Raw genomic sequence first — 17,687 nt, forward strand, 5'->3', positions numbered from 1 at the left:
GATGCGTTCAGGCAGCATGGATGTTTTCCTGCTGGCGGCGGATTTCGTTGACGCATTCGGCAATCAGCGCGGGACCGCGATAGACCATGCCCGAATAGAGCTGCACCAGCGACGCGCCGGCGCTGATCTTCTCCACCGCATCGCTGCCGTCGAGAATGCCGCCCACGCCGACGATGCCCAGCTGGTTGCCAACGCGCTGGCGCATGCCGCGCAGCACCGCCGTGGAGCGCTCGAACAGCGGTTTGCCGGAAAGGCCGCCGGTTTCGTTGCCATGCGGATCGCCTGCCACTGACGAATGATCGATGGTGGTGTTGGTGCAGATCACGCCGTCCACCTTCGCGGCCAGCAATACATCGGCGATGGCATCGAGTTCGGTCTCGCTGAGATCCGGCGCGATCTTCAGCAGCATCGGCTTGCGCGCGCCGCTCTGCGAGCCCAGGCGTTCCTGTGCTTCGCGCAGGGTTTCGATGAAGCGGCGCAGCGTGGCCTCTTCCTGCAGGTCGCGCAGGCCCTGCGTGTTGGGCGAGGAGATGTTGACCGTGATGTAGCTGGCCAGCGCGTAGACGCGTTCCAGGCAGAACAGGTAATCGTCCACCGCCTTCTCGTTGGGCGTGTCCTTGTTCTTGCCGATATTGATGCCGAGCACGCCGCGATAGCTCGACTTCTGCACGTTGCGCACCAGCGCATCGACACCGGCGTTGTTGAAGCCCAGGCGATTGATCACCGCCTCGTGCTTCGGCAGGCGGAACATGCGCGGCTTGTCGTTGCCCGGCTGCGGCCGCGGCGTGGTGGTGCCCACTTCCACGAAGCCGAAGCCCAGCGCACCCAGCGCGTCGAGGTGATCGGCATTCTTGTCCAGGCCGGCGGCGAGGCCGACTGGATTGGGAAAACGAATGCCGAATGCGGTGGTAGGCAGGTCCTCCGGCGGCTTGGCCACCCGATGCAGGAAGTTGCTGCGGTGGGCCACGTCGAGGCCGTAGAGCGTGGCGCGATGCGCCGTTTCCGCATCGAGCGCGAACAGCAATGGGCGGATGAGGTCGTACATAGTCAGGACAGTTGGCCCACGTAGATGACGGTGTCGTAGTCGAAGCCGATGCGCCCGTTGACCGCGCTGCGATCGAACAACTCGCGCAGCGCGCGCATCATCGGCTCATGGTTGGGATGGCCTTCTCGCGGCGCGTACGATGAAGAAAGCAGCCGCCCGCTGAGGCTTTCGTAGTCGAGGCGTTGGCCGTGGTCGAAGCGACCCATGCCGAGATAGCCGTCGCCGAACCACGCGCGCATGGTCGGTTCGTCGCCGTAGCGTTCGGCCACGCTGGTGTAATCGGTGCCGTATTGCTTGAGCAAGGCCTCGTAGCCTTCCAGGAACGGCGTGCCGACCAGCCGACGCGAATTCCAGATGATCGCCGCCAGTCCACCGGGGCGCAGGATGCGCTGGAATTCGGCGCGCGTGGCCGTGTGGTCGAACCAGTGAAACGCCTGCGCGACAACGACGAGATCGATACTGGCATCGTCGAGGCCCGTGGCGGTGGCGCGGCCGTCGATGGCCTTGAAGCGTTCGTCATCGCCCAGCCAGCTCTCGGCTGCCGCACGCATCGGTGCATTCGGTTCCACCGCGATCACGTGGTAGCCGCCGTCCAGAAACAGCTTGCTGGAAATGCCGGTGCCTGCGCCGATATCGGCCACCAGCCACTGCGGCGTCACGCCGAATTCGCTCTGCAGCCATTGCAGCATGGCCACTGGATAGTCGGGTCGAAAGCGCACGTAGTCGGCGACGCGGTCGCTGAAACGTTCGGTGGACTTGAGGTCGGTCATGACGTTAGCCCGTGAGCAATTGTCCGCCATCGACGCACAGTGTCTGGCCGGTAATCCAGCTGGCCAATGGCGAGGCGAGGAATAGCGCGGTGTGCGCGATCTCCTCCGGCGTGCCGAAGCGGCCGAAAGGAATCTTGGCAAGCGTGCGTTGGTAGAGCTCCGGCGCCTCGGTCTTGCGTCGGTCCCATAGCCCATCCGGAAATTCGATGGAGCCGGGCGCGATGGCATTGGCGCGAATGCGGTACTCGGCAAGCTGCAAGGCCTGCGAGGTGACGTACTGGTTGAGTGCCGCCTTCACCGCCGCATAGGCCGGGCCGCGCACGCCGGGATGAAACGCGGCGATCGACGAGGTGTGCAGGATGCATCCGTGCGACGACTTCTTGAGATGGGGCAGGGCGTGGCGCGATGCGCGCACCGCCGCCATCAGGTCGACGTTGAACCCAGCGAGCCAGCCTTCGTCGTCGTCGCTGAAACCGTAGCCGCTGGCGTTGTTGACCAGCACGTCGATGCCGCCGAGCGTTTCGGCCGCTTCGCGGATGTAGCCCTCGATGGATGCGGCATCGGCAAGGTCGCAAGATCGCGTATGCGCCGTGACGCCGAACGAGGCTAGCTCATGACGCACGGCGTCGAGCGCCGTCTCGCCACGCGCGCACACCGACACCGAGGCGCCGGCTTGCGCGAATGCCAATGCGATGCTGCGACCGATACCCTTGCTGCCACCCGCCACGACGACGCGGTAATCGCGAAAATCCAGAAGGGCGGCAGGTGAGCTCGTCATCGAGGTATGGACACCGTGACATGATGTTCAAGGACAGGGTTCGTCCACAGGGACAGCCCACCGAATAGCAGCACGATCGCGAACAGGACGTATTGGGTGATGGTCATGATGCGCGCCGCCTTGGCCAGGCCGGCACCGCGCAGCGTGCCGCCCGAGCGACGGATCCTTCGTTGCGCGATCCAGGCACACACCGATGCAATCACCGACCCGGTCAGCGGCATGCCGAACATGTTCACCGGACTCATGGTCGCCATAAGCATGCCCATGAACGGCAGGACCGTCCAGGCGAGCACGGCGAAGATCAGGCTGAAAATGGCCGGCGTGCTGAATTCCGGCGTGGCGGAAACTACGTGAGCGTTTTCCATCATCACATCCCCTGTTGTTGATGCCGATACGCGCAGCTACTTCCGTGCCGCATGCATCCCGGCGTTCACCGGGATGCATGGTTGTTGCATGTTACAGATCGAACTTGATGCCCTGCGCCAGCGGCAACGAGTTGGAGTAGTTGATGGTGTTGGTCTGGCGGCGCATGTAGACCTTCCATGCATCCGAACCCGACTCGCGACCGCCGCCCGTTTCCTTCTCGCCGCCGAATGCGCCGCCGATTTCCGCACCGGACGTGCCGATGTTGACGTTGGCGATGCCGCAGTCGGAACCGGCCGCCGACAGATACTGCTCGGCCGACTTCAGGTTCTGCGTGAAGATGGCGGAGGAGAGGCCCTGCGGCACGGCGTTCTGCAGCTCGATGGCTTCGTCCAGCGTCTTGAACGGCATCACGTAGAGGATCGGAGCGAAGGTTTCCGTCTGCACCACTTCGTCGCTGTTCTTCACGCCGCTGACGATGGTCGGCAGCACGAAGTTGCCCTTGCGGTCGCTGAGCGCGGCGCCACCGGTGAGCACCTTGCCGCCGGTGGCCTTGGCCTTTTCCACGGCAGCGAGGTACGCCTTCACCGCGTCGGCGCTGTTGAGCGGACCCATCAGCGTGGTGGCGAGCGTCGGATCGCCGATCTTGCCTTCCACCTGCTTGTACGCAGCGACCAGCTTGTCGGTGACGTCGCCGATGATGGACTCGTGCACGAACAGGCGGCGCGTGGTGGTGCAGCGCTGGCCGGCGGTGCCGACGGCGCCGAACACGATGGCGGGAATGGCCAGCTTAAGGTCGGCCGTTTCGTCCACGATGATGGCGTTGTTGCCGCCCAGTTCCAGCAGCGAACGGCCCATGCGCTTGGCAACGCGCTCGCCCACCTGGCGGCCCACCTTGGTGGAACCGGTGAAGCTGATCAGCGGAATGCGATGATCGTCCACGAAGGCCTGCGAAAGCTCGGTGCCGGCATCGTTGAACAGGAAGAAGATGTCCGGGAAGCCGGCTTCCTTCAGCGCCTCATTGCAGATCTTCATGGTGGCGATGGCCGACAGCGGCGTCTTCGGCGAAGGCTTCCAGATGCAGATGTCACCGCAGATGGCGGCAAGGAATGCATTCCACGCCCACACGGCCACGGGGAAGTTGAACGCGCTGATGATGCCGACCAGGCCGAGCGGCTGGTACTGCTCGTACATGCGATGGCCCGGACGCTCCGAGTGCATGGTGTAGCCGTAGAGCATGCGGCTCTGGCCCACCGCGAAGTCGGCGATGTCGATCATCTCCTGCACTTCGCCGTCGCCTTCGGGCTTGATCTTGCCCATTTCCAGCGCCACCAGCGAACCCAGTGCATCCTTGTGCTTGCGCAGCGCTTCGCCGCACAGGCGAACCGCTTCACCGCGGCGCGGCGCCGGCGTGGTGCGCCACACCTTGAAGGCTTCCTGCGCGCGCTTGACGATCACCTCGTAGTCGGCGGCGCTGGATGCGTGCACCGCGCCAATCACCTCGCCCGTGGCGGGGTTGACCGGGTTGATCGTGCCGGCGTCGGTCGTCTTCGACCACTCGCCCTGGCCCAGGTAGGTACCCGAATGCGACTGGCCCAGACCAAGGGCGGTGAGGATTTCGTGGGACATGCTTCACTCCAGACCGTGGCGCCGCAAAGGCGCCGGGAAGAAAACGACTATTCTAGCAGGGGGCTGTTAAACGGGTTCGCGCCGCCCCCGTTCCATGTCAGAATTCCGCCCGTTGCCCCCGTAGCTCAGTTGGATAGAGCGTCCCCCTCCTAAGGGGAAGGTCGTACGTTCGAATCGTATCGGGGGCACCATTCGACAATTCCGGGCGATTCGTCTATCTGCCCGTGAATGCCACGAAACGCCCGCGCCACTAGGCCTGCGGGCGTTTTCGTATCTGCATATCTGCCCGTCAATTCCCCCATCTGCCCGGATGAACTCCCCAGGATTTCCCCATATGCTCCTTCCATGGCGAGCATCCAGAAATCGGGCAGCAAGTGGCGCGTGCAGGTCTACGTAAAAGGCCAGCGCGATTCCTCGTCCTTCCGCACAAAACAGGAAGCGTCCGCGTGGGCACTGAACCGCGAGGCCGAGCTTGGCGGGAAGAAGCTGCCTGACAAGACCTTCGGCGATGCCATGAAGGAATACGAGCGCAATGTTGCAACGCATCGTGGTGGCGCTAGGTGGGAGCTGACTCGCCTGAAGGTATTCATGGCCTCGGCACTCGCTAGGCGCAAGCTGGCCAGCCTCGGAGCCGACGACTTCATCAACTGGCGCGACGAGCGCAACAGGAAGGTGAAGCCGGCCACGACTGCGCGTGAGATGAACCTATTGCAGGCCGTTCTCAAGTACGCGCGGAGGGAGCTGCGGTGGATGCGGGACAACCCCATGGCTGAGGTGACGCCGCCAAAGAAGCCAAAGGGCAGGGCGCGTCGCATCACGGCAACCGAGGAACGGGAGTTGACGCTGGCTTTGGGTCAGCGCGGAAAGCTACAGGCGCAGACGCCTACCCACCGCATCGGCCTGGCGTTCCTGTTTGCCCTGGAGACCGCAATGCGCTCCGGTGAGATCTGCGCGCTGACGTGGGACTGCGTGTACCTATCGTCCCGTTACGTTACTTTGCCGAAGACGAAGAACGGGGAGTCTCGCGACGTTCCGCTGTCGCCGCGCGCCAAGGAGATCCTAGAGGCGCTACCGAGGGGCGACGGGCCGGTGTTCGGCCTGACGGACCAGGTGCGCGATGTTCTATTCCGCAAGGCCCGTGACAACACCCCCCATCGGGAGGTGCACTTCCATGACACGCGCGCTGAGGCGATCTTCCGGCTGTCGAAGAAATTCGACGTGCTCGAGCTGGCGCGAGTGATCGGTCATCGGGACATCAACAGCCTGCTGATCTACTACAGGTCGACCGCTTCCGAGCTCGCCAAAAAGCTAGGCTGAGCGACGCTGGTTCATGGCCCAGTCGTCCACTTCCGACTTCTTCCACGACCGGGTTACCTGGTTCGGCTTGGGAAAGTCGGGACGGCATGCCACGCGCTCCAGGAAGCCGCGGCGGTTTGGGTCACCTTTAGGTGTGACCATTCCGAGGTAGACCGCACAGGCATCGGCGGAGAGCCAGCGGTCGCCGGCCACCAGGGCCGCGATCATGGCAAAGGTATGGTCGTTATCGGCTTTCACGGGTTACCTCCTTGCATTTGAAAAAGGGCAGCACTAGCTTCGCAACAAATGTTGAGGGGAGATCATGCATGGCAAGTATTTCCGGCTATCGAGGCGGCTACCACTACGAGGGAAGCTGGGAACTGATCACGCCAAGTCAGGTTTGGTGGAAGGTCCGAGTGACCGATAAAAATGGTGAGTGGTGCGGTACGCCCAGCTTCCAGTTCGATATCTGGGGAGATACGAGTGACTCCGTGGTCGAGATGTCCGTTTGCCTTGCCATTGGGAAGGTTATAGATGGCGGCATTGAAGTTGTTCGACTGCCGGACGTCGACTAACATCACGCCGCCTCGCTGACGCTGTGGAGTAGTGGTCATGCGCATGCTCCCAAAGAAAGACCGGCCTGCTCGGCGTGCCCTGCCCAAATGGCTGCGCTCTGGTGGCTCTCGATGCGACTGGCGATTACATCCGCCCGTTGTCCTGCCGTCGGAGCTGGGTAAGTTCCGAAGCGTTTGATGCTGCCGCCGTTAACTGCCGCGTTGGTGCTATCCGCGCTCACCAGAGGCAAATCAGAGAAGATAGCTGGGTCGAGCATGCGCAGGCCGTGCAAGCGGCAGCGTGGCCGCCCAAGATCATCACAGGCCACGCGCATGGCGTCGCCCATGCGCTGCCACCACGCCGCAGTCCCTGGCGTCGCCCACTGGCCAGAGCTTCCCAGGGCGACCGTACGGAAGTGCGTGACCAGATAGTCCAGCCAGTCGATGGACTCGTGCATATGCCAAACGGGAACGCCTTCAACGCGGCACCCTATCCGCAACCATAGATTTACGAGTTCGACGTTGTCCTGCTCCGTCCCGTCGATCTTGTCCGGTATAAGGCACCAATCAATGGCAGGGTGACCTGCTACAGATTCCACCCAGGCGTGATAGCCAGAAACGTCCACATCGCCGCCGCCTGCACGCCAGAGCGAGAACGCAGAGTTGTCGAGAACAACGCTCTGACAAACAGCCAGCGCTACCCCCAGATCATCGGTCCTTGCGAACGGCACAAGCGCATGGCGGCCAGACAGGAAGCGGGATGCATCCAGTCGTGAACCTCCTATAGGCGTGCCGTGATAGTGGATCATGAAAAGCCTCTGCGTGTTTCTATCTCAACGCCTTGGTGCGTCGCGGTGACGCGCTGTTCACCACCAAAACGTTCAAAAAGTCTGTCTGCGATATCTTCGTGGAAGGCATTTGCTTCCAGCGCTAGCGCAATATTTATGTGTTCGACGCGCACCATATGCGCGGAGTGGATCTCAAGCGTGTAGACGATGGCGTCGCCGTCAGCGGGGCATACACTGACAAATTGACGCCGGTAGATATTCACGCCTGCGTTACCTGGATCACCCATCACCCCTCCTTACGCCTTCGTCTTGTCGTGGGTGGATAGGGCAGCCTGCATCTCTTTCTCGTACGCGGGGCTATCAATGTCGCAGATCAGATCGTCGCGATCAGCCCATATCGCGGCACGCCGCCATCCCATCGCATAGGCAAACTCCACCTCTCCCGCCTTGGCGTTGCTGCGGGTGAATAGAGGAATGCGAATTTCTTGACAGTTCGTATGAAGGATATTTCGCGAGTAGACAAGCGCGCCTACCACGCCTATCGGATTCTTCTTGTCATCTGTTCGAAGCTGCGCCAGGTGTTGCGGGGTAATCCACGCCACCGCCTCACCCTCCGGCGCAGACGCTTGGGCGCGGTTCCAGGCGGATTGCCATATGACCCACGCCTCATGAGTGGAAGGTTCGTAATAAAGACCGTTACTCCAAACTTCGATGGACATGCCCTCTAAGTCAGCCCACTTCTCAAAAGCCTCCCGCATCGTCTCGTCATTCACATCCCTTCTCCGTGGTTGGGTGGTTAGGGGCGGCGGATAGCATGAAAGACCATGTATCGCGGTTCCATTGATCCGTTTCCGAAGTGCGCTTGTTCAAGTCGTGCGTGGTGGCCTGCTCAAGCATTTCTTCGGTCGGTTCGATGGGCACCAACTGCCACCCGTCAGGCACAGCCACCGGCTCGCCAAGCGTCTGGGCGAAGGCGCGTAGTGCTTTTGCTGCTTCACTTAAATGCTTGTCTGCAATAATGAAAACTACAGAGTCATCTAGCAAATCAGCTAAAGCCAACACCTCATCCTTGCTATACGTCTTCATTCACTTTCTCCGATGGTTAGGCGGTGGGGTTGCCTAGAGATTTTTCTATTCTCCGTAGGGAAACGAAAGCTCTGACACTGTTCCATAAAGAGAAGAGAGAAACATAAAGGCAGATCCAATCTATTAGTTTCACACATCCTCCTAGAACTCGGGTTAGGGTTGGGGCTTGCCTTTCGACAGTAACGCAGCAAGTTCAGTCAGCGCACCGGTGATGCCAGAAAACCCAAGCTCCCTAGCTAAATCACGCGCGCGTTCGAAATGTCCGATGCGCCAATCTTCCTCATCCACACGCATCGCGGATTGGGCGGCTAGGTGGGCGTGCAGTTCGGTGGCGAATAGGTGAATACGGTTACGGTCGAATTCCGTAACAGGCTGCGTCTTGTCGCAAGTGACGTCTTTTATCCACGTAACGCGATGGAGCATTGTTTCTAGCGTCATCCCATCAACCTTCGTCTCGTCGGTCATGTCAGTTCCTCCATGGATCGTAATTCGGCCACCTTCTGTTCGCGGAACTTGGTAGCGAAGCTAGACTCGAAAAATTGTGAGCACTTGAATCCTTCGCAAGATGGGCCGCGAGACATGCCGTTGATATTTCGTTCTGCTGGACACTCTCTCGACTTCATCCATTTATCGCAATGGCCACACCGAGTTCCTATGCGCGCTATTTCAATTCGAAGTTCCGATTGCCTCGCTGCTCGCTGCATAGCTGTATCTGCGGCGGACATGGCTTCAAGGAATTGCATGAGGCTCATATCAGTCTCCCTGAGTGGCGTGGCGGGCGCCGTCGATGGCGTGAGTCATATCGTCCATGCATTTCACGCCCTTGGTTTCAACGACACGGTTGACTAAGTACGTCCCGGCATTGACCAGCACATTCACATGGCCGCGAAGAACATCCGCATCCCTAGCGCTGGCCTCGTAGGCGTCGAGTAGGGCGAGGATGGTTTGGGGGTTGAAGGCCCGATAGAACGCCTCAGCGTTAGCAGGCGCGTCACCGATGCCGTAGAACTGAACGCCTAGCGGCTCGCCGTCGTAGTTGCAGTAATCGGCAGAAAGCTCGATCGAACCTTCGCCACTACAACACGGACACTCGACCCATCCATCCGTGTCAATAATTTGTGCGGAATCGAAATTTTGTGGCGTCGCCTTCTCCGCCAATTCCCGCAGCTTCTTCAGGTCAGGGGGTTGGGTGGTCATGAGGGTTCTCCGATGCGGGCGAGCGCACTAACGGTCTCTGCCCATCCCGTAGTTTCAGGATCGCAACAGTTGGTTAGCTTTTCGGCTGACCTGATCAAGTCAGAAATAGCATCACGTGCTGCTATGTATTGCGCTTCAGCCTCAATCTCATCACCGAACGGCTCGACTCTAAAGGCGAACTCATTCAAAACCGCCAACACATCCACCTTCTTAGCATCCATCACACTTCTCCTTGGCGTTCATACGTGCCTTCATGGATTGGGTGTTCATCGCCTTCTCCCGTAATCACCAGGACAACGCCCGCATCGCAGGCGCTGGCCTTGTGATTACGCTTCGCGAAGTGCCGACTCAGCCCACGCACGTTCCGTGGCGTTGCCATCCGCACCGATGTAGCGAAGGCGATACGCGGGCTCCGAGTTGTAGTACTCGTAGATAGCGATGACCTTGGCTTCCGTGTTCGTCAGGTCGATCACAACGTTGGACAGCATTCCGAACTTCGCGCGTTGGTGACTCATTGCATGCTCCAGTGGTTGCCTGTGTAGGCGGTGGGTGAACTAGGCGGCTTGCTGTTGTGCATTGGTGGGGAGATCGGGGTAGTGACCCCATGGCGCCCGCAGCTCTGGCCACACGGCAGAGGGATATCCGCAGCAGTTCTTCGCCGCGTACCGTCCGCGTTTGCCGTTGTCCCAGTACTCACGCTGCCTGGTGACAGTGTTGTCGTACCAGCCGGTGAAGAGGTCCGAATTCATGCGGCCTTCTTCAGCTCGTTGGCTGCGTTGGTTATCACCGAGTAAAGGCCGCGGTAGATGGCCAGCAGTTCGCTCTCGGCGTAGAGCTTCGCGGCGCGTTCAGTGCCGACGGGATGGAAGCCGATTGAGGCAAGTCCTTCAGCCGTGACGGACAGCGGCGCGATGCGCGCATTGATTTCGCCCAGCTTGATCGTCTTGCTTGTTGCGGGGCGAATCCCGGTGGGTGCGAATACGCCGAAGGGCTCAGCCTCGGTGCGGACGATGGGTGCGCTGGTGGCAGGAGCCTGCGCCTCTGGCGGAAAATCCACTTGCGCGACGGGTTCCGTAACTTGCGCGGCTGTCGCAGCCTCTTGTTCCTGCTTGAGCTTCGCGGCCTCTTCCTCACGGATTTTCTCGCGCTGCGCTTCGAGTCGGGCTTCCTCTGCCTTCTTGTGGGCATCGATGCGAGACGCGACGGCCAGCCGGAAGTCGTCGAACGGTTTGGCAACTAACTGCTGCAGGTCGGCCAGGAGCGCGCGGTGATCCGCAGCGTTCTCATTGATCCACACCAGCTTGGCGCGCACGTCCTTCGCGTGGCGATCGACCGCGATCTTCCCATTCGCCAAGGCAGTGGCGATCTTGTCGTCAATGCTCGTGAGGGTCTTCAGTCCCTTGATGGCGCCGGCAAAGTCAGGCGTCGCGATGTCCAGGCGTATACCGTCCAAGTCGCACTGGGCCTCAAAGAGGTGATCAGCGAAAGCCTTTCGCGCCGCTTCGATCCGTTCCTGCCGGCGACGAGTTTTCTCGCTCTCCAGCAGCTTTTCGGCCATCAAGCGGTTGTCGCGCACAAGCTTGGCGAGCATGTCCTTCTGACGTTTGGCTTGGTCGACACTCTCAATCTGCGCGAGCATCATGGCCTCGGCGGCGTCGAGGGTGTCCTCGGCCTTCTTCATGGCCTTGATCTGCTGATCTAGGTCAACGAAGTCTTGATCCGTCTGAGGCTCTCGGATCAGCTTGTTGTCGAGGAAGTCGCGCAGTGCAACTTCGAAGGCGTTGAAGTTTTCGCGGACGGAGATCTGTCCCGTGATCTGCACGGCCACGGCGGGAAGCGCCTGGACAGCTTCAGCAACGAGGATCGGCTTAACTTCGGGCACGACGTAATCAGCCAAGTCGCGGTCGAATTGTGCCCAGCCATCGACAATGCGCTCGAACCATACGGTGTCCGGATGCACTTCGGTCGACACGAAGTTCTCAGGCGTGCCATCAGAGACGGCGAAGATCACACGCTTGGCGCCAGTGATCATCATGATCTGCTGGCACTGCGGCATGTGCGAGTCAGGGACCACGCCAGCGGCGACAGACGCGGCCAGTTCCTCGTTCCACTGCTTGTGCTCGAAGGCGGTGTCGAAAGCCATAGTCAGGCCATCGCACGATGCCGACAGGTGGCCGCCCACGTCCTCGTTCGAACAGGTGACGGGATACAGGTCATCCCCGATCATTTCTTCGACGATCGGGCGAGCGAGGGCTTCGACGTGATGGCCGTAGTCGAGGATGTTCTCCTGCACCCAATCGCTGAACTCCTTCGGATTTCCCGTGTGCTTGACGCGCAACAGTTCCGAACGGGTGGTGAGTTTCGATAGGCCGAGCATGGCCGCGGCTTCGCTGGCGCCGTGACGGGTAAGGCGGAATGCCGCCCACTCGTCGCTACCCTGAACAAGTTCATGGATCTTCATCACTCGGCGCTCCCTTTGTTGGCCCACGAAGCGATCTCGATCTTTTGATCGTTAGTGAGCAGTTCCTTGGTCTGAATCATGGCGATCAGGTCGTTGACGGGCTTACCGGCTTCAACCGTCTTTCGCCATCCGGCCTTCTTCTTGTCGAAGGACTCGTCGCTACACGTCGGCAGAGTCTTGCTGTCGGCCGTGGCGCTGGCCTTTCCGGACTGCTCGGCCTTGTTCTCCATGACGCTTTTCCAAGACGATTCGCCGTCACGGATGGCGCCATAGATGCCACGCAGGTCGACCAACTCGGCTGGCGAACATGTGTCCAGCGAATGGCCTAGGTAAGAGGCAAGGTCTGCAGCCTTGACGCCGATCTCGCCGAATGCGTCAGCGATGCGCTTTCGCTCGGCATCCGGATCGCGGGCGGCTTCATTCAGACGCACGGCCTTAATGATTTCCTCGGCCTCGTCCTGCAGGTCGCCAGGGATGATGCGAAGGCCCAGGGTGCGGATGGCCTTGGACACCTGCGCAGCGCGCTTGTTGAGGATGTCGTCCTCAGTGCCAGGCACCGTATAGGTGTTCTTGCCCCAGCTGTTCTTGCGGACGCTGATGTAACTGCCGTCGTCACTCGGGCTAGAGCGCTCGACCGTCTTGGTGACGCGAACGTCGAGCGGGTAGGTGACATTCGACTCGAGGTCGGTGACCGACACGCGATGCACTTCCTTGGACTCGTCCTCGAAGATCATGGTGGTCTCGACGAGCACGTTGGTCATGCAGCGCAGGGCGACCTCCACAAAGCGAATGCCCAAGCCCTCCACGCCTTTGCCGATGGGTTTGCGGTAGTAGGCTGACTTGTTGTTGGCAAAGCTCGGGCGACGGCACTCCTTGAGGAGATCCTGGCGCACCTGGTCCCACTGGCGCGGCCGGCGAAGCGCCATGACGTAGCGCGCTTCAACCATCGCCTTAGCTTGAGCGGCAACGGCCGACGATGCTGTTTCCTGTACGGCGAGGGTCGAGCTGGTGCTACCAAAATCCTCGCGGACGGCGACAGCCTGAGTCAGGGCATTCATTGCGAATCCTCTGCCAGCTACCGGCTGGCATGGTGTGTGGAATGAGGTGGCGGCAGGCTGTCGTACCAACTTCGACTTGCTGCCCAGCAAGCGCCTGCCGCCGGTGAAATCAGTCGTTGACGATGCGGATGCGCGGCTTCACGCGGATGCGCTGTTTGCGCTGACGGTGGTGGTGGCCACCGCCGTAAAACTTCGCGGCCCATTCGGCGCGGCGCTGGTCGTTGTCCAGTGGCGTGCAGCCTTCGAAGCTCTTGGGACGCGTGCGTGTGATGGAGAGCAGGCTCATGCCGCCACCTGCACGATCTCCGGCGTAGACCACACCCACAGCGCATATGCGGCCGTCGCAACCTTGGACTCGTGGGATGGCGCGAACGATGCGAGCATGGCCCTCAAGCGCAAGCTCGCGGCCTCTCGGTCCACGCCATTCGCAAGTTGAGGCATGCGTCCGCCCTCAAAGAACAGCTTCTGCACGGTGTGTTCCAACTCGCGCGGAACATCAGGCAGCGCGCGGCGGTCGAAATAAGCGCTCTCATCGAGACCGAAGGCAGCCTCAGCGCGTGACGTGGCCGGGATAGGCCAGAAAGTCAGGCCATCCTTCACAGCGCAGGGCTTGTTTTGAGGTGTGCGGCTCATGCGTGCTGATCCATGTAAGAGGCGCCGGCCACCGCGGCGCCAGGGGTAACGCCACCCGGTAGAGGGTCCGGGCTGGTGGCCGGCAATTGGGACAGATCGAAGTCAGCGAGGAACAAGCGTTGGCGTTTCAGCAAGTCGCTACGCATCGCTTCGATCTGCGATTCGGAAAGGTCGGTGATGGAGAGGAAGCTCACGCTGGCACCTGCTGCGCGCGCTCGGCGGCCTTGGCGTGCCTCATCAGCTGCACGGCCAGGTTGCGGACTTCTTCGACCGAGCCGTGGATCGTGACGCTGAGTCCGGTGTAGGCACCGCTGTTGAGGTGCACGAAGACGGCGGGAGCGAGGCCATACATCGCCTGGAGATCGACGCATGTCTCACCGAGTTTGGCTGCGCCACGCGTCGCCATGGCCGTTTTGGTGATGATGGAGGCGGTCATGCGACCCTCCCGCCATGCGACGTGTAACTCCACAGATGCGCCCGCGCATTGGTCAGTGCTTGCGACATGGACACGCCCTTGCAAGCCGTCTGGACAGCGATGCGCTCAGCACTGGCGATCAGTTCGCGCGTCGCCTGGGCAGACTTGCCGTAATCGCGCACGTCGCGGCGGAGACGGAAGAGGTCGGAGGGATACAGTTCACACGTCATGGCGCAGCTCCATCCAGCGATAGAGAGGCGAGCTATCCGTGAGCGGCGAGCGCTTGCGGGCCCACGCATCGAACTGCGCTATGAGCACTTCGCGCCGGTCTTCGTATTTCGTCAGCAACTTGTCGTCGCTCGGCGTTTTGGAACGCAGCGGCAAGCCGTAATCAAGGAAGAGGGCGATCAAGCCCGTGAGGTCGGGCGATTCACGCGTGTCGATCAGGAAGTCATCAACCGAGCGGAGGTCGCCGCGCATGTGTTCGAGGGCGTCGAGCTCGGCTCGCTCCTGGTGGTCAGCCAGGTCTTGGATGCGCTGGTACTCATGGGCAGCGCGTTCGGCAAAGCAAGGCAGTGCGTTCATGGGGTCTCCGTCGCTGGGCTGGCGATGGAGGAATACTAGTCCAGCTAGTAATGGATGTAAATAGCTGGGCTAGTAACATTATGCAACGATAGAGTGCAGTAATTACTGGCGTAACAAAAAAAGCCCGCTGCGGCGGGCTCAGTGTTTCGGGCGTTTGCTGTTGTCAGGCACAGATGGTGCCGCAGCGGGGGGCGCCTGAACCGGGTAGGGGACCTGCACAATCACTGGGGCCGGAGCTGTCACAGCCACTGGTGGAGAAATTGGCCGGGATTCCGAAGGCTTTATGAACAATCCTATGGCGAGCATCGAGCCAATGATTGTGAGCACCGTAGCCAACATCCAACCTTTGATGTCACCGCGCACCCCTTCGATATCACCCTTGGTTGCCAAATTCGGCAGGGTGGCTTCAAGTTTGGCCTCTAAGGCGGCGACGCGTTCGTTCACTCCACCATCTTGGGGTGGCTCTCCACCAGAAACAAGGGCGCCAACCGATGAGCGGTATTTCGCAAAATCTGCCGGGTTAGCTGCCATTACGTAATTCCTTCACATATTCCTCAAAAATAGGCAGAACATGGCTCCTTACGTACCCGCAACGCTGACACGCGAGTAGCACCATCTTGATGCCGTTGTTCGGGTTGAATGGCGTATCAATACCCACCGCATGGATTGGTAGCATTGGAAAAACTGGGATGACTTGATTGGGTAGCTGCATTACCCACCAAGTCTCATTTCTACATATAGGACACTCATCCGATCCAGGATGTGCTTTGTCGACAACTGATATGTCATCAGTATCGATACGGAAGTTTTCCGGGTTGTCGTTCTTTTCCTCAGGCATCAGTCAATAGTCACGGCTGGGTGGTTGAATCGGATTTCTGATGAACCTTGGTCCCGCACAGTAGCGAAGCCACCATGGATTGCTCCCCATTGATCAAAATTCCTTGAGAGTCCATGCGGCCAGGGCGCGCCCACCGATCTCCAAATCGCCGAGCGGGACATCGATCGGCGGGTACTCCGAATTCTTGCTCAAGATCCGAACTAGATCCTTTCCGACCAGTTGTAGTCGCTTGATCTGGACGCGTCCATTCCATCGATAGACGTAGGCGGCATCTGCCTCAAATTGACGGGTTCGTGAGTCAACGAAAACCAGATCGCCGTCATCGTATTGACCGCGCATGCTGTCACCGCGACCAGTAATCACCCGTACCACCTCAAGCGGCACCCCGCGCAGGCGATGAGAGGCCCATTCCCTGGTCACCTCAACGAAGTCCACGATCTCTGGATAGTCACCCACGTAATCACCCCTTCCCATGCCGGCAAAACCTTCCAACAACGGGAATCGAACGTAGCCCTCTGGTGTCTCAGATTCAGAGAGACCGCCGTCCGGTTGGGCCGTAGGCGGGGTAGGACCGTCGAATAGTGCGTCATAAGGTGGAGGATTGCGTCGGATGTGCTCAAGCTCAGCTAGGGCCCATTCTTCGTCTTCCTTCTGCAGCTGGGTTCGGATCTCGCTCATGCGCTCGGCGAACTCTGCACTTATCGACGAAGGGTCAACGGGATCAAGAAACGATAGGGCATCTGCCAACGCTTGGGCGCGCCGCGCTGGCACAGGCAATCGTCTGTTCGCCCACTGCCAAAGCTGTCCCTGGCTCACGCCAACCTTGTCAGCGATCTGCTGCTGCGTCAGCGGAGTCTCGGAAATGGCCTTCTTAAGAAAGTCCGAGCAGGCGATCTCTTGAGGGTTGAGGGGGCGTTTTTTGCTCATGTAATAGCGACGCTATTAGCCGAGGCATCGAGCCGCAACTAGCGGGGCTTGTAATCCACTGACTAGCTGGGCTAGTATCCGGCCATGACCCGGAAAAACCACGAAAGCGCGATTCACAGGGCAGTCCGTCTTGCAGGTGGACAAACCTCGCTTGCAACCAAGGTAGGCGTCAGCCAAGGCTTGGTCTGGCAGTGGTGTAACGGTGCCCGCATACCCACGCGGCATTTCGAGTCCATTGAGAAGGAAACCGGCGTTAGCGCGCAGGAGCTTCTCGCGGATGAAATGGCCAAAGATCGCAATAGAGCTGCCTAGCCCATGCGCCCTCAGAGCCAGTCCAGCATTTGTGCTAAGCGATCCCACTATCTGTGGAAGCTCCACACCTCTACGCGCGTGATGGCGCCATGGACAGGGCGGGGCACGTCCCGGTTCTTGGTCAACTGCTTGTCGGCCACAGTGACATCTTCCTGGCAAATCATGCGAGAGGGCGTGATTTCCCATTCCGCGAACGTGATGGGCATAGGTTTCCCCTTGTTGGGGGATCTGGCTGAGCCGGCCTATCACCCTCTGTCGTAGTAACGCTCCACCCAAACCCACTGCCAAGTGATTCTCCAAAGGATTGACTCATGTCTTACGAAGACCCGACCCACCTGCGTAACAAGGTGATCAAGGTTCGCCTCAATGACGACGAGCGCGAGCTGGTGGCTGTACTGGCGCGAATGAACAAGCGACAGCCGGCCGTTCTTCTGCGCGACCTTGTTCTCCAGGGTCTCGCGATGTTCGAACAGAGTAACGAAACGAAGCGCGCTGCTTGAAGGACCCATTCGAGGTCCCGGGGAGGCCCTTTGATTGATGACTCAACGGTCTTCCTGACCGCGAAGGAACACGAGCGCATTCGCGCTGTAGCAGTCGAGCGCGGCATCTCTGTTGAAGAGGCTGCGCTCCAGCTTTCGAAGGAAGTGATTCGACGTCGCTTCCTGTTGCCATCCACGCAGGCCCAGGTGACGCCCATAAGGGCCCTCAATAAGGCACCCAAGTAATGCACACCGTCATCGACTTCCGCACCCAGGACGAGCACGAGCAGCGCGAAGACGCGCCGCTCGATTTCACGGTGGACGAAGAGATGGCTTTGCGCATTCGCATGCGAACCCGCGAATGGCGACAGAAGAACGGTTATCCACCCTTGCACGCGGAACCGGCGTTTATGCCCGGTTTCTCGCCGGCAGAGTCCTAAGCGCACGTCCATCCTTGGGGAAAGGAGAAAAAG

General features: G+C 60.2%; 31 protein-coding genes and 1 tRNA gene. 6 read left to right on the plus strand and 26 right to left on the minus strand.

Features of this window, described 5'->3' with window-relative positions:
- Window positions 1–7: 7 nt before the first annotated feature.
- From ABIC75_RS18635 to amaB, 5 genes are all read right to left on the minus strand, one after another.
- Window positions 8–1,045, minus strand: a complete 1,038-nt coding sequence (locus ABIC75_RS18635; protein ID WP_354015400.1) for a quinone-dependent dihydroorotate dehydrogenase — start codon at window positions 1,043–1,045, stop codon at window positions 8–10.
- A gap of 2 nt (window positions 1,046–1,047) precedes the next feature.
- Window positions 1,048–1,815 carry a class I SAM-dependent methyltransferase gene (locus ABIC75_RS18640; protein WP_354015401.1) on the minus strand — a complete coding sequence of 256 codons (768 nt, stop codon included), beginning with the start codon at window positions 1,813–1,815 and terminating at the stop codon, window positions 1,048–1,050.
- A gap of 4 nt (window positions 1,816–1,819) precedes the next feature.
- Window positions 1,820–2,593 (minus strand): SDR family NAD(P)-dependent oxidoreductase, encoded by a 774-nt coding sequence (locus tag ABIC75_RS18645; RefSeq protein WP_354015402.1) that lies wholly within the window; start codon window positions 2,591–2,593, stop codon window positions 1,820–1,822.
- Window positions 2,590–2,961 carry a hypothetical protein gene (locus ABIC75_RS18650; RefSeq protein WP_354015403.1) on the minus strand — a complete coding sequence of 124 codons (372 nt, stop codon included), beginning with the start codon at window positions 2,959–2,961 and terminating at the stop codon, window positions 2,590–2,592. The genes ABIC75_RS18645 and ABIC75_RS18650 overlap by 4 nt, the downstream gene beginning before the upstream one ends.
- 88 nt (window positions 2,962–3,049) lie before the next feature.
- On the minus strand, window positions 3,050–4,585 hold the full coding sequence (gene amaB, locus ABIC75_RS18655; protein WP_354015404.1) for an L-piperidine-6-carboxylate dehydrogenase: 1,536 nt from the start codon (window positions 4,583–4,585) through the stop codon (window positions 3,050–3,052).
- Window positions 4,586–4,699: 114 nt separating this feature from the next.
- On the opposite strand from amaB, the gene ABIC75_RS18660 reads away from it, so the two are divergent.
- A tRNA-Arg gene (locus ABIC75_RS18660) sits at window positions 4,700–4,776 on the plus strand.
- Window positions 4,777–4,930: 154 nt separating this feature from the next.
- Entirely contained in the window at window positions 4,931–5,902 is a 972-nt protein-coding gene (locus ABIC75_RS18665) for a tyrosine-type recombinase/integrase (RefSeq protein WP_354015405.1), read from the plus strand.
- On the opposite strand, the gene ABIC75_RS18670 is transcribed toward ABIC75_RS18665, so the two are convergent.
- Window positions 5,894–6,139, minus strand: a complete 246-nt coding sequence (locus tag ABIC75_RS18670; protein WP_354015406.1) for a hypothetical protein — start codon at window positions 6,137–6,139, stop codon at window positions 5,894–5,896. The genes ABIC75_RS18665 and ABIC75_RS18670 overlap by 9 nt on opposite strands.
- Before the next feature lie 68 nt (window positions 6,140–6,207).
- On the opposite strand from ABIC75_RS18670, the gene ABIC75_RS18675 reads away from it, so the two are divergent.
- Window positions 6,208–6,456 carry a hypothetical protein gene (locus ABIC75_RS18675; protein WP_354015407.1) on the plus strand — a complete coding sequence of 83 codons (249 nt, stop codon included), beginning with the start codon at window positions 6,208–6,210 and terminating at the stop codon, window positions 6,454–6,456.
- A 35-nt stretch (window positions 6,457–6,491) separates the two neighbouring features.
- On the opposite strand, the gene ABIC75_RS18680 is transcribed toward ABIC75_RS18675, so the two are convergent.
- The 20 genes from ABIC75_RS18680 to ABIC75_RS18775 all read right to left on the minus strand — a co-directional run bounded on the left by ABIC75_RS18680 (window position 6,492) and on the right by ABIC75_RS18775 (window position 16,423).
- On the minus strand, window positions 6,492–7,244 hold the full coding sequence (locus tag ABIC75_RS18680; RefSeq protein ID WP_354015408.1) for a hypothetical protein: 753 nt from the start codon (window positions 7,242–7,244) through the stop codon (window positions 6,492–6,494).
- Complete coding sequence (locus ABIC75_RS18685) at window positions 7,241–7,510, minus strand: hypothetical protein (RefSeq protein ID WP_354015409.1); 270 nt, start codon at window positions 7,508–7,510, stop codon at window positions 7,241–7,243. Before ABIC75_RS18685 ends, ABIC75_RS18680 begins: the two co-directional genes overlap by 4 nt.
- Before the next feature lie 9 nt (window positions 7,511–7,519).
- Window positions 7,520–7,996 (minus strand): hypothetical protein, encoded by a 477-nt coding sequence (locus ABIC75_RS18690; protein ID WP_354015410.1) that lies wholly within the window; start codon window positions 7,994–7,996, stop codon window positions 7,520–7,522.
- Entirely contained in the window at window positions 7,989–8,309 is a 321-nt protein-coding gene (locus tag ABIC75_RS18695) for a hypothetical protein (protein ID WP_354015411.1), read from the minus strand. The genes ABIC75_RS18690 and ABIC75_RS18695 overlap by 8 nt, the downstream gene beginning before the upstream one ends.
- Window positions 8,310–8,462: 153 nt before the next feature.
- A complete protein-coding gene (locus ABIC75_RS18700) occupies window positions 8,463–8,774 on the minus strand; it encodes a hypothetical protein (RefSeq protein WP_354015412.1) in 312 nt (103 codons plus the stop codon).
- 288 nt (window positions 8,775–9,062) lie between these two features.
- Window positions 9,063–9,506, minus strand: coding sequence for an ead/Ea22-like family protein (locus ABIC75_RS18705; RefSeq protein WP_354015413.1), 444 nt, complete (start codon window positions 9,504–9,506; stop codon window positions 9,063–9,065).
- Window positions 9,503–9,727 (minus strand): hypothetical protein, encoded by a 225-nt coding sequence (locus ABIC75_RS18710; RefSeq protein WP_354015414.1) that lies wholly within the window; start codon window positions 9,725–9,727, stop codon window positions 9,503–9,505. Before ABIC75_RS18710 ends, ABIC75_RS18705 begins: the two co-directional genes overlap by 4 nt.
- A 105-nt stretch (window positions 9,728–9,832) precedes the next feature.
- The gene (locus ABIC75_RS18715; protein WP_354015415.1) at window positions 9,833–9,994 is read right to left on the minus strand and encodes a hypothetical protein; all 162 of its coding nucleotides are present in this window, start codon (window positions 9,992–9,994) and stop codon (window positions 9,833–9,835) included.
- Between the two features lie 66 nt (window positions 9,995–10,060).
- Complete coding sequence (locus tag ABIC75_RS18720) at window positions 10,061–10,255, minus strand: hypothetical protein (RefSeq protein WP_354015416.1); 195 nt, start codon at window positions 10,253–10,255, stop codon at window positions 10,061–10,063.
- Window positions 10,252–11,967 carry a YqaJ viral recombinase family protein gene (locus tag ABIC75_RS18725; RefSeq protein WP_354015417.1) on the minus strand — a complete coding sequence of 572 codons (1,716 nt, stop codon included), beginning with the start codon at window positions 11,965–11,967 and terminating at the stop codon, window positions 10,252–10,254. The genes ABIC75_RS18720 and ABIC75_RS18725 overlap by 4 nt, the downstream gene beginning before the upstream one ends.
- Window positions 11,967–13,025: a hypothetical protein gene (locus ABIC75_RS18730; protein WP_354015418.1), complete on the minus strand. Its 1,059-nt coding sequence runs from the start codon at window positions 13,023–13,025 to the stop codon at window positions 11,967–11,969. The genes ABIC75_RS18725 and ABIC75_RS18730 overlap by 1 nt, the downstream gene beginning before the upstream one ends.
- A gap of 109 nt (window positions 13,026–13,134) precedes the next feature.
- Entirely contained in the window at window positions 13,135–13,311 is a 177-nt protein-coding gene (locus tag ABIC75_RS18735) for a hypothetical protein (protein ID WP_354015419.1), read from the minus strand.
- Window positions 13,308–13,658 carry a hypothetical protein gene (locus ABIC75_RS18740; protein ID WP_354015420.1) on the minus strand — a complete coding sequence of 117 codons (351 nt, stop codon included), beginning with the start codon at window positions 13,656–13,658 and terminating at the stop codon, window positions 13,308–13,310. Before ABIC75_RS18740 ends, ABIC75_RS18735 begins: the two co-directional genes overlap by 4 nt.
- Window positions 13,655–13,852, minus strand: coding sequence for a hypothetical protein (locus ABIC75_RS18745; protein WP_354015421.1), 198 nt, complete (start codon window positions 13,850–13,852; stop codon window positions 13,655–13,657). Before ABIC75_RS18745 ends, ABIC75_RS18740 begins: the two co-directional genes overlap by 4 nt.
- A complete protein-coding gene (locus tag ABIC75_RS18750; RefSeq protein ID WP_354015422.1) occupies window positions 13,849–14,094 on the minus strand; it encodes a hypothetical protein in 246 nt (81 codons plus the stop codon). Before ABIC75_RS18750 ends, ABIC75_RS18745 begins: the two co-directional genes overlap by 4 nt.
- Window positions 14,091–14,303: a hypothetical protein gene (locus ABIC75_RS18755; RefSeq protein WP_354015423.1), complete on the minus strand. Its 213-nt coding sequence runs from the start codon at window positions 14,301–14,303 to the stop codon at window positions 14,091–14,093. The genes ABIC75_RS18750 and ABIC75_RS18755 overlap by 4 nt, the downstream gene beginning before the upstream one ends.
- The gene (locus ABIC75_RS18760) at window positions 14,293–14,658 is read right to left on the minus strand and encodes a hypothetical protein (protein WP_354015424.1); all 366 of its coding nucleotides are present in this window, start codon (window positions 14,656–14,658) and stop codon (window positions 14,293–14,295) included. Before ABIC75_RS18760 ends, ABIC75_RS18755 begins: the two co-directional genes overlap by 11 nt.
- A 138-nt stretch (window positions 14,659–14,796) precedes the next feature.
- Window positions 14,797–15,189 carry a hypothetical protein gene (locus ABIC75_RS18765; RefSeq protein WP_354015425.1) on the minus strand — a complete coding sequence of 131 codons (393 nt, stop codon included), beginning with the start codon at window positions 15,187–15,189 and terminating at the stop codon, window positions 14,797–14,799.
- Window positions 15,179–15,496, minus strand: a complete 318-nt coding sequence (locus ABIC75_RS18770) for a hypothetical protein (protein WP_354015426.1) — start codon at window positions 15,494–15,496, stop codon at window positions 15,179–15,181. Before ABIC75_RS18770 ends, ABIC75_RS18765 begins: the two co-directional genes overlap by 11 nt.
- A 93-nt stretch (window positions 15,497–15,589) precedes the next feature.
- Window positions 15,590–16,423, minus strand: coding sequence for a LexA family transcriptional regulator (locus tag ABIC75_RS18775; RefSeq protein ID WP_354015427.1), 834 nt, complete (start codon window positions 16,421–16,423; stop codon window positions 15,590–15,592).
- An 84-nt stretch (window positions 16,424–16,507) separates the two neighbouring features.
- On the opposite strand from ABIC75_RS18775, the gene ABIC75_RS18780 reads away from it, so the two are divergent.
- The 3 genes from ABIC75_RS18780 to ABIC75_RS18790 all read left to right on the plus strand — a co-directional run bounded on the left by ABIC75_RS18780 (window position 16,508) and on the right by ABIC75_RS18790 (window position 17,654).
- Window positions 16,508–16,735 carry a transcriptional regulator gene (locus tag ABIC75_RS18780; RefSeq protein WP_354015428.1) on the plus strand — a complete coding sequence of 76 codons (228 nt, stop codon included), beginning with the start codon at window positions 16,508–16,510 and terminating at the stop codon, window positions 16,733–16,735.
- A 311-nt stretch (window positions 16,736–17,046) separates the two neighbouring features.
- Window positions 17,047–17,235, plus strand: coding sequence for a hypothetical protein (locus ABIC75_RS18785; RefSeq protein WP_354015429.1), 189 nt, complete (start codon window positions 17,047–17,049; stop codon window positions 17,233–17,235).
- Window positions 17,236–17,459: 224 nt separating this feature from the next.
- A complete protein-coding gene (locus ABIC75_RS18790) occupies window positions 17,460–17,654 on the plus strand; it encodes a hypothetical protein (RefSeq protein WP_354015430.1) in 195 nt (64 codons plus the stop codon).
- Window positions 17,655–17,687 lie beyond the last annotated feature (33 nt).

This window comes from Dyella japonica, from assembly GCF_040545895.1.
Classification (GTDB): domain Bacteria; phylum Pseudomonadota; class Gammaproteobacteria; order Xanthomonadales; family Rhodanobacteraceae; genus Dyella; species Dyella japonica_D.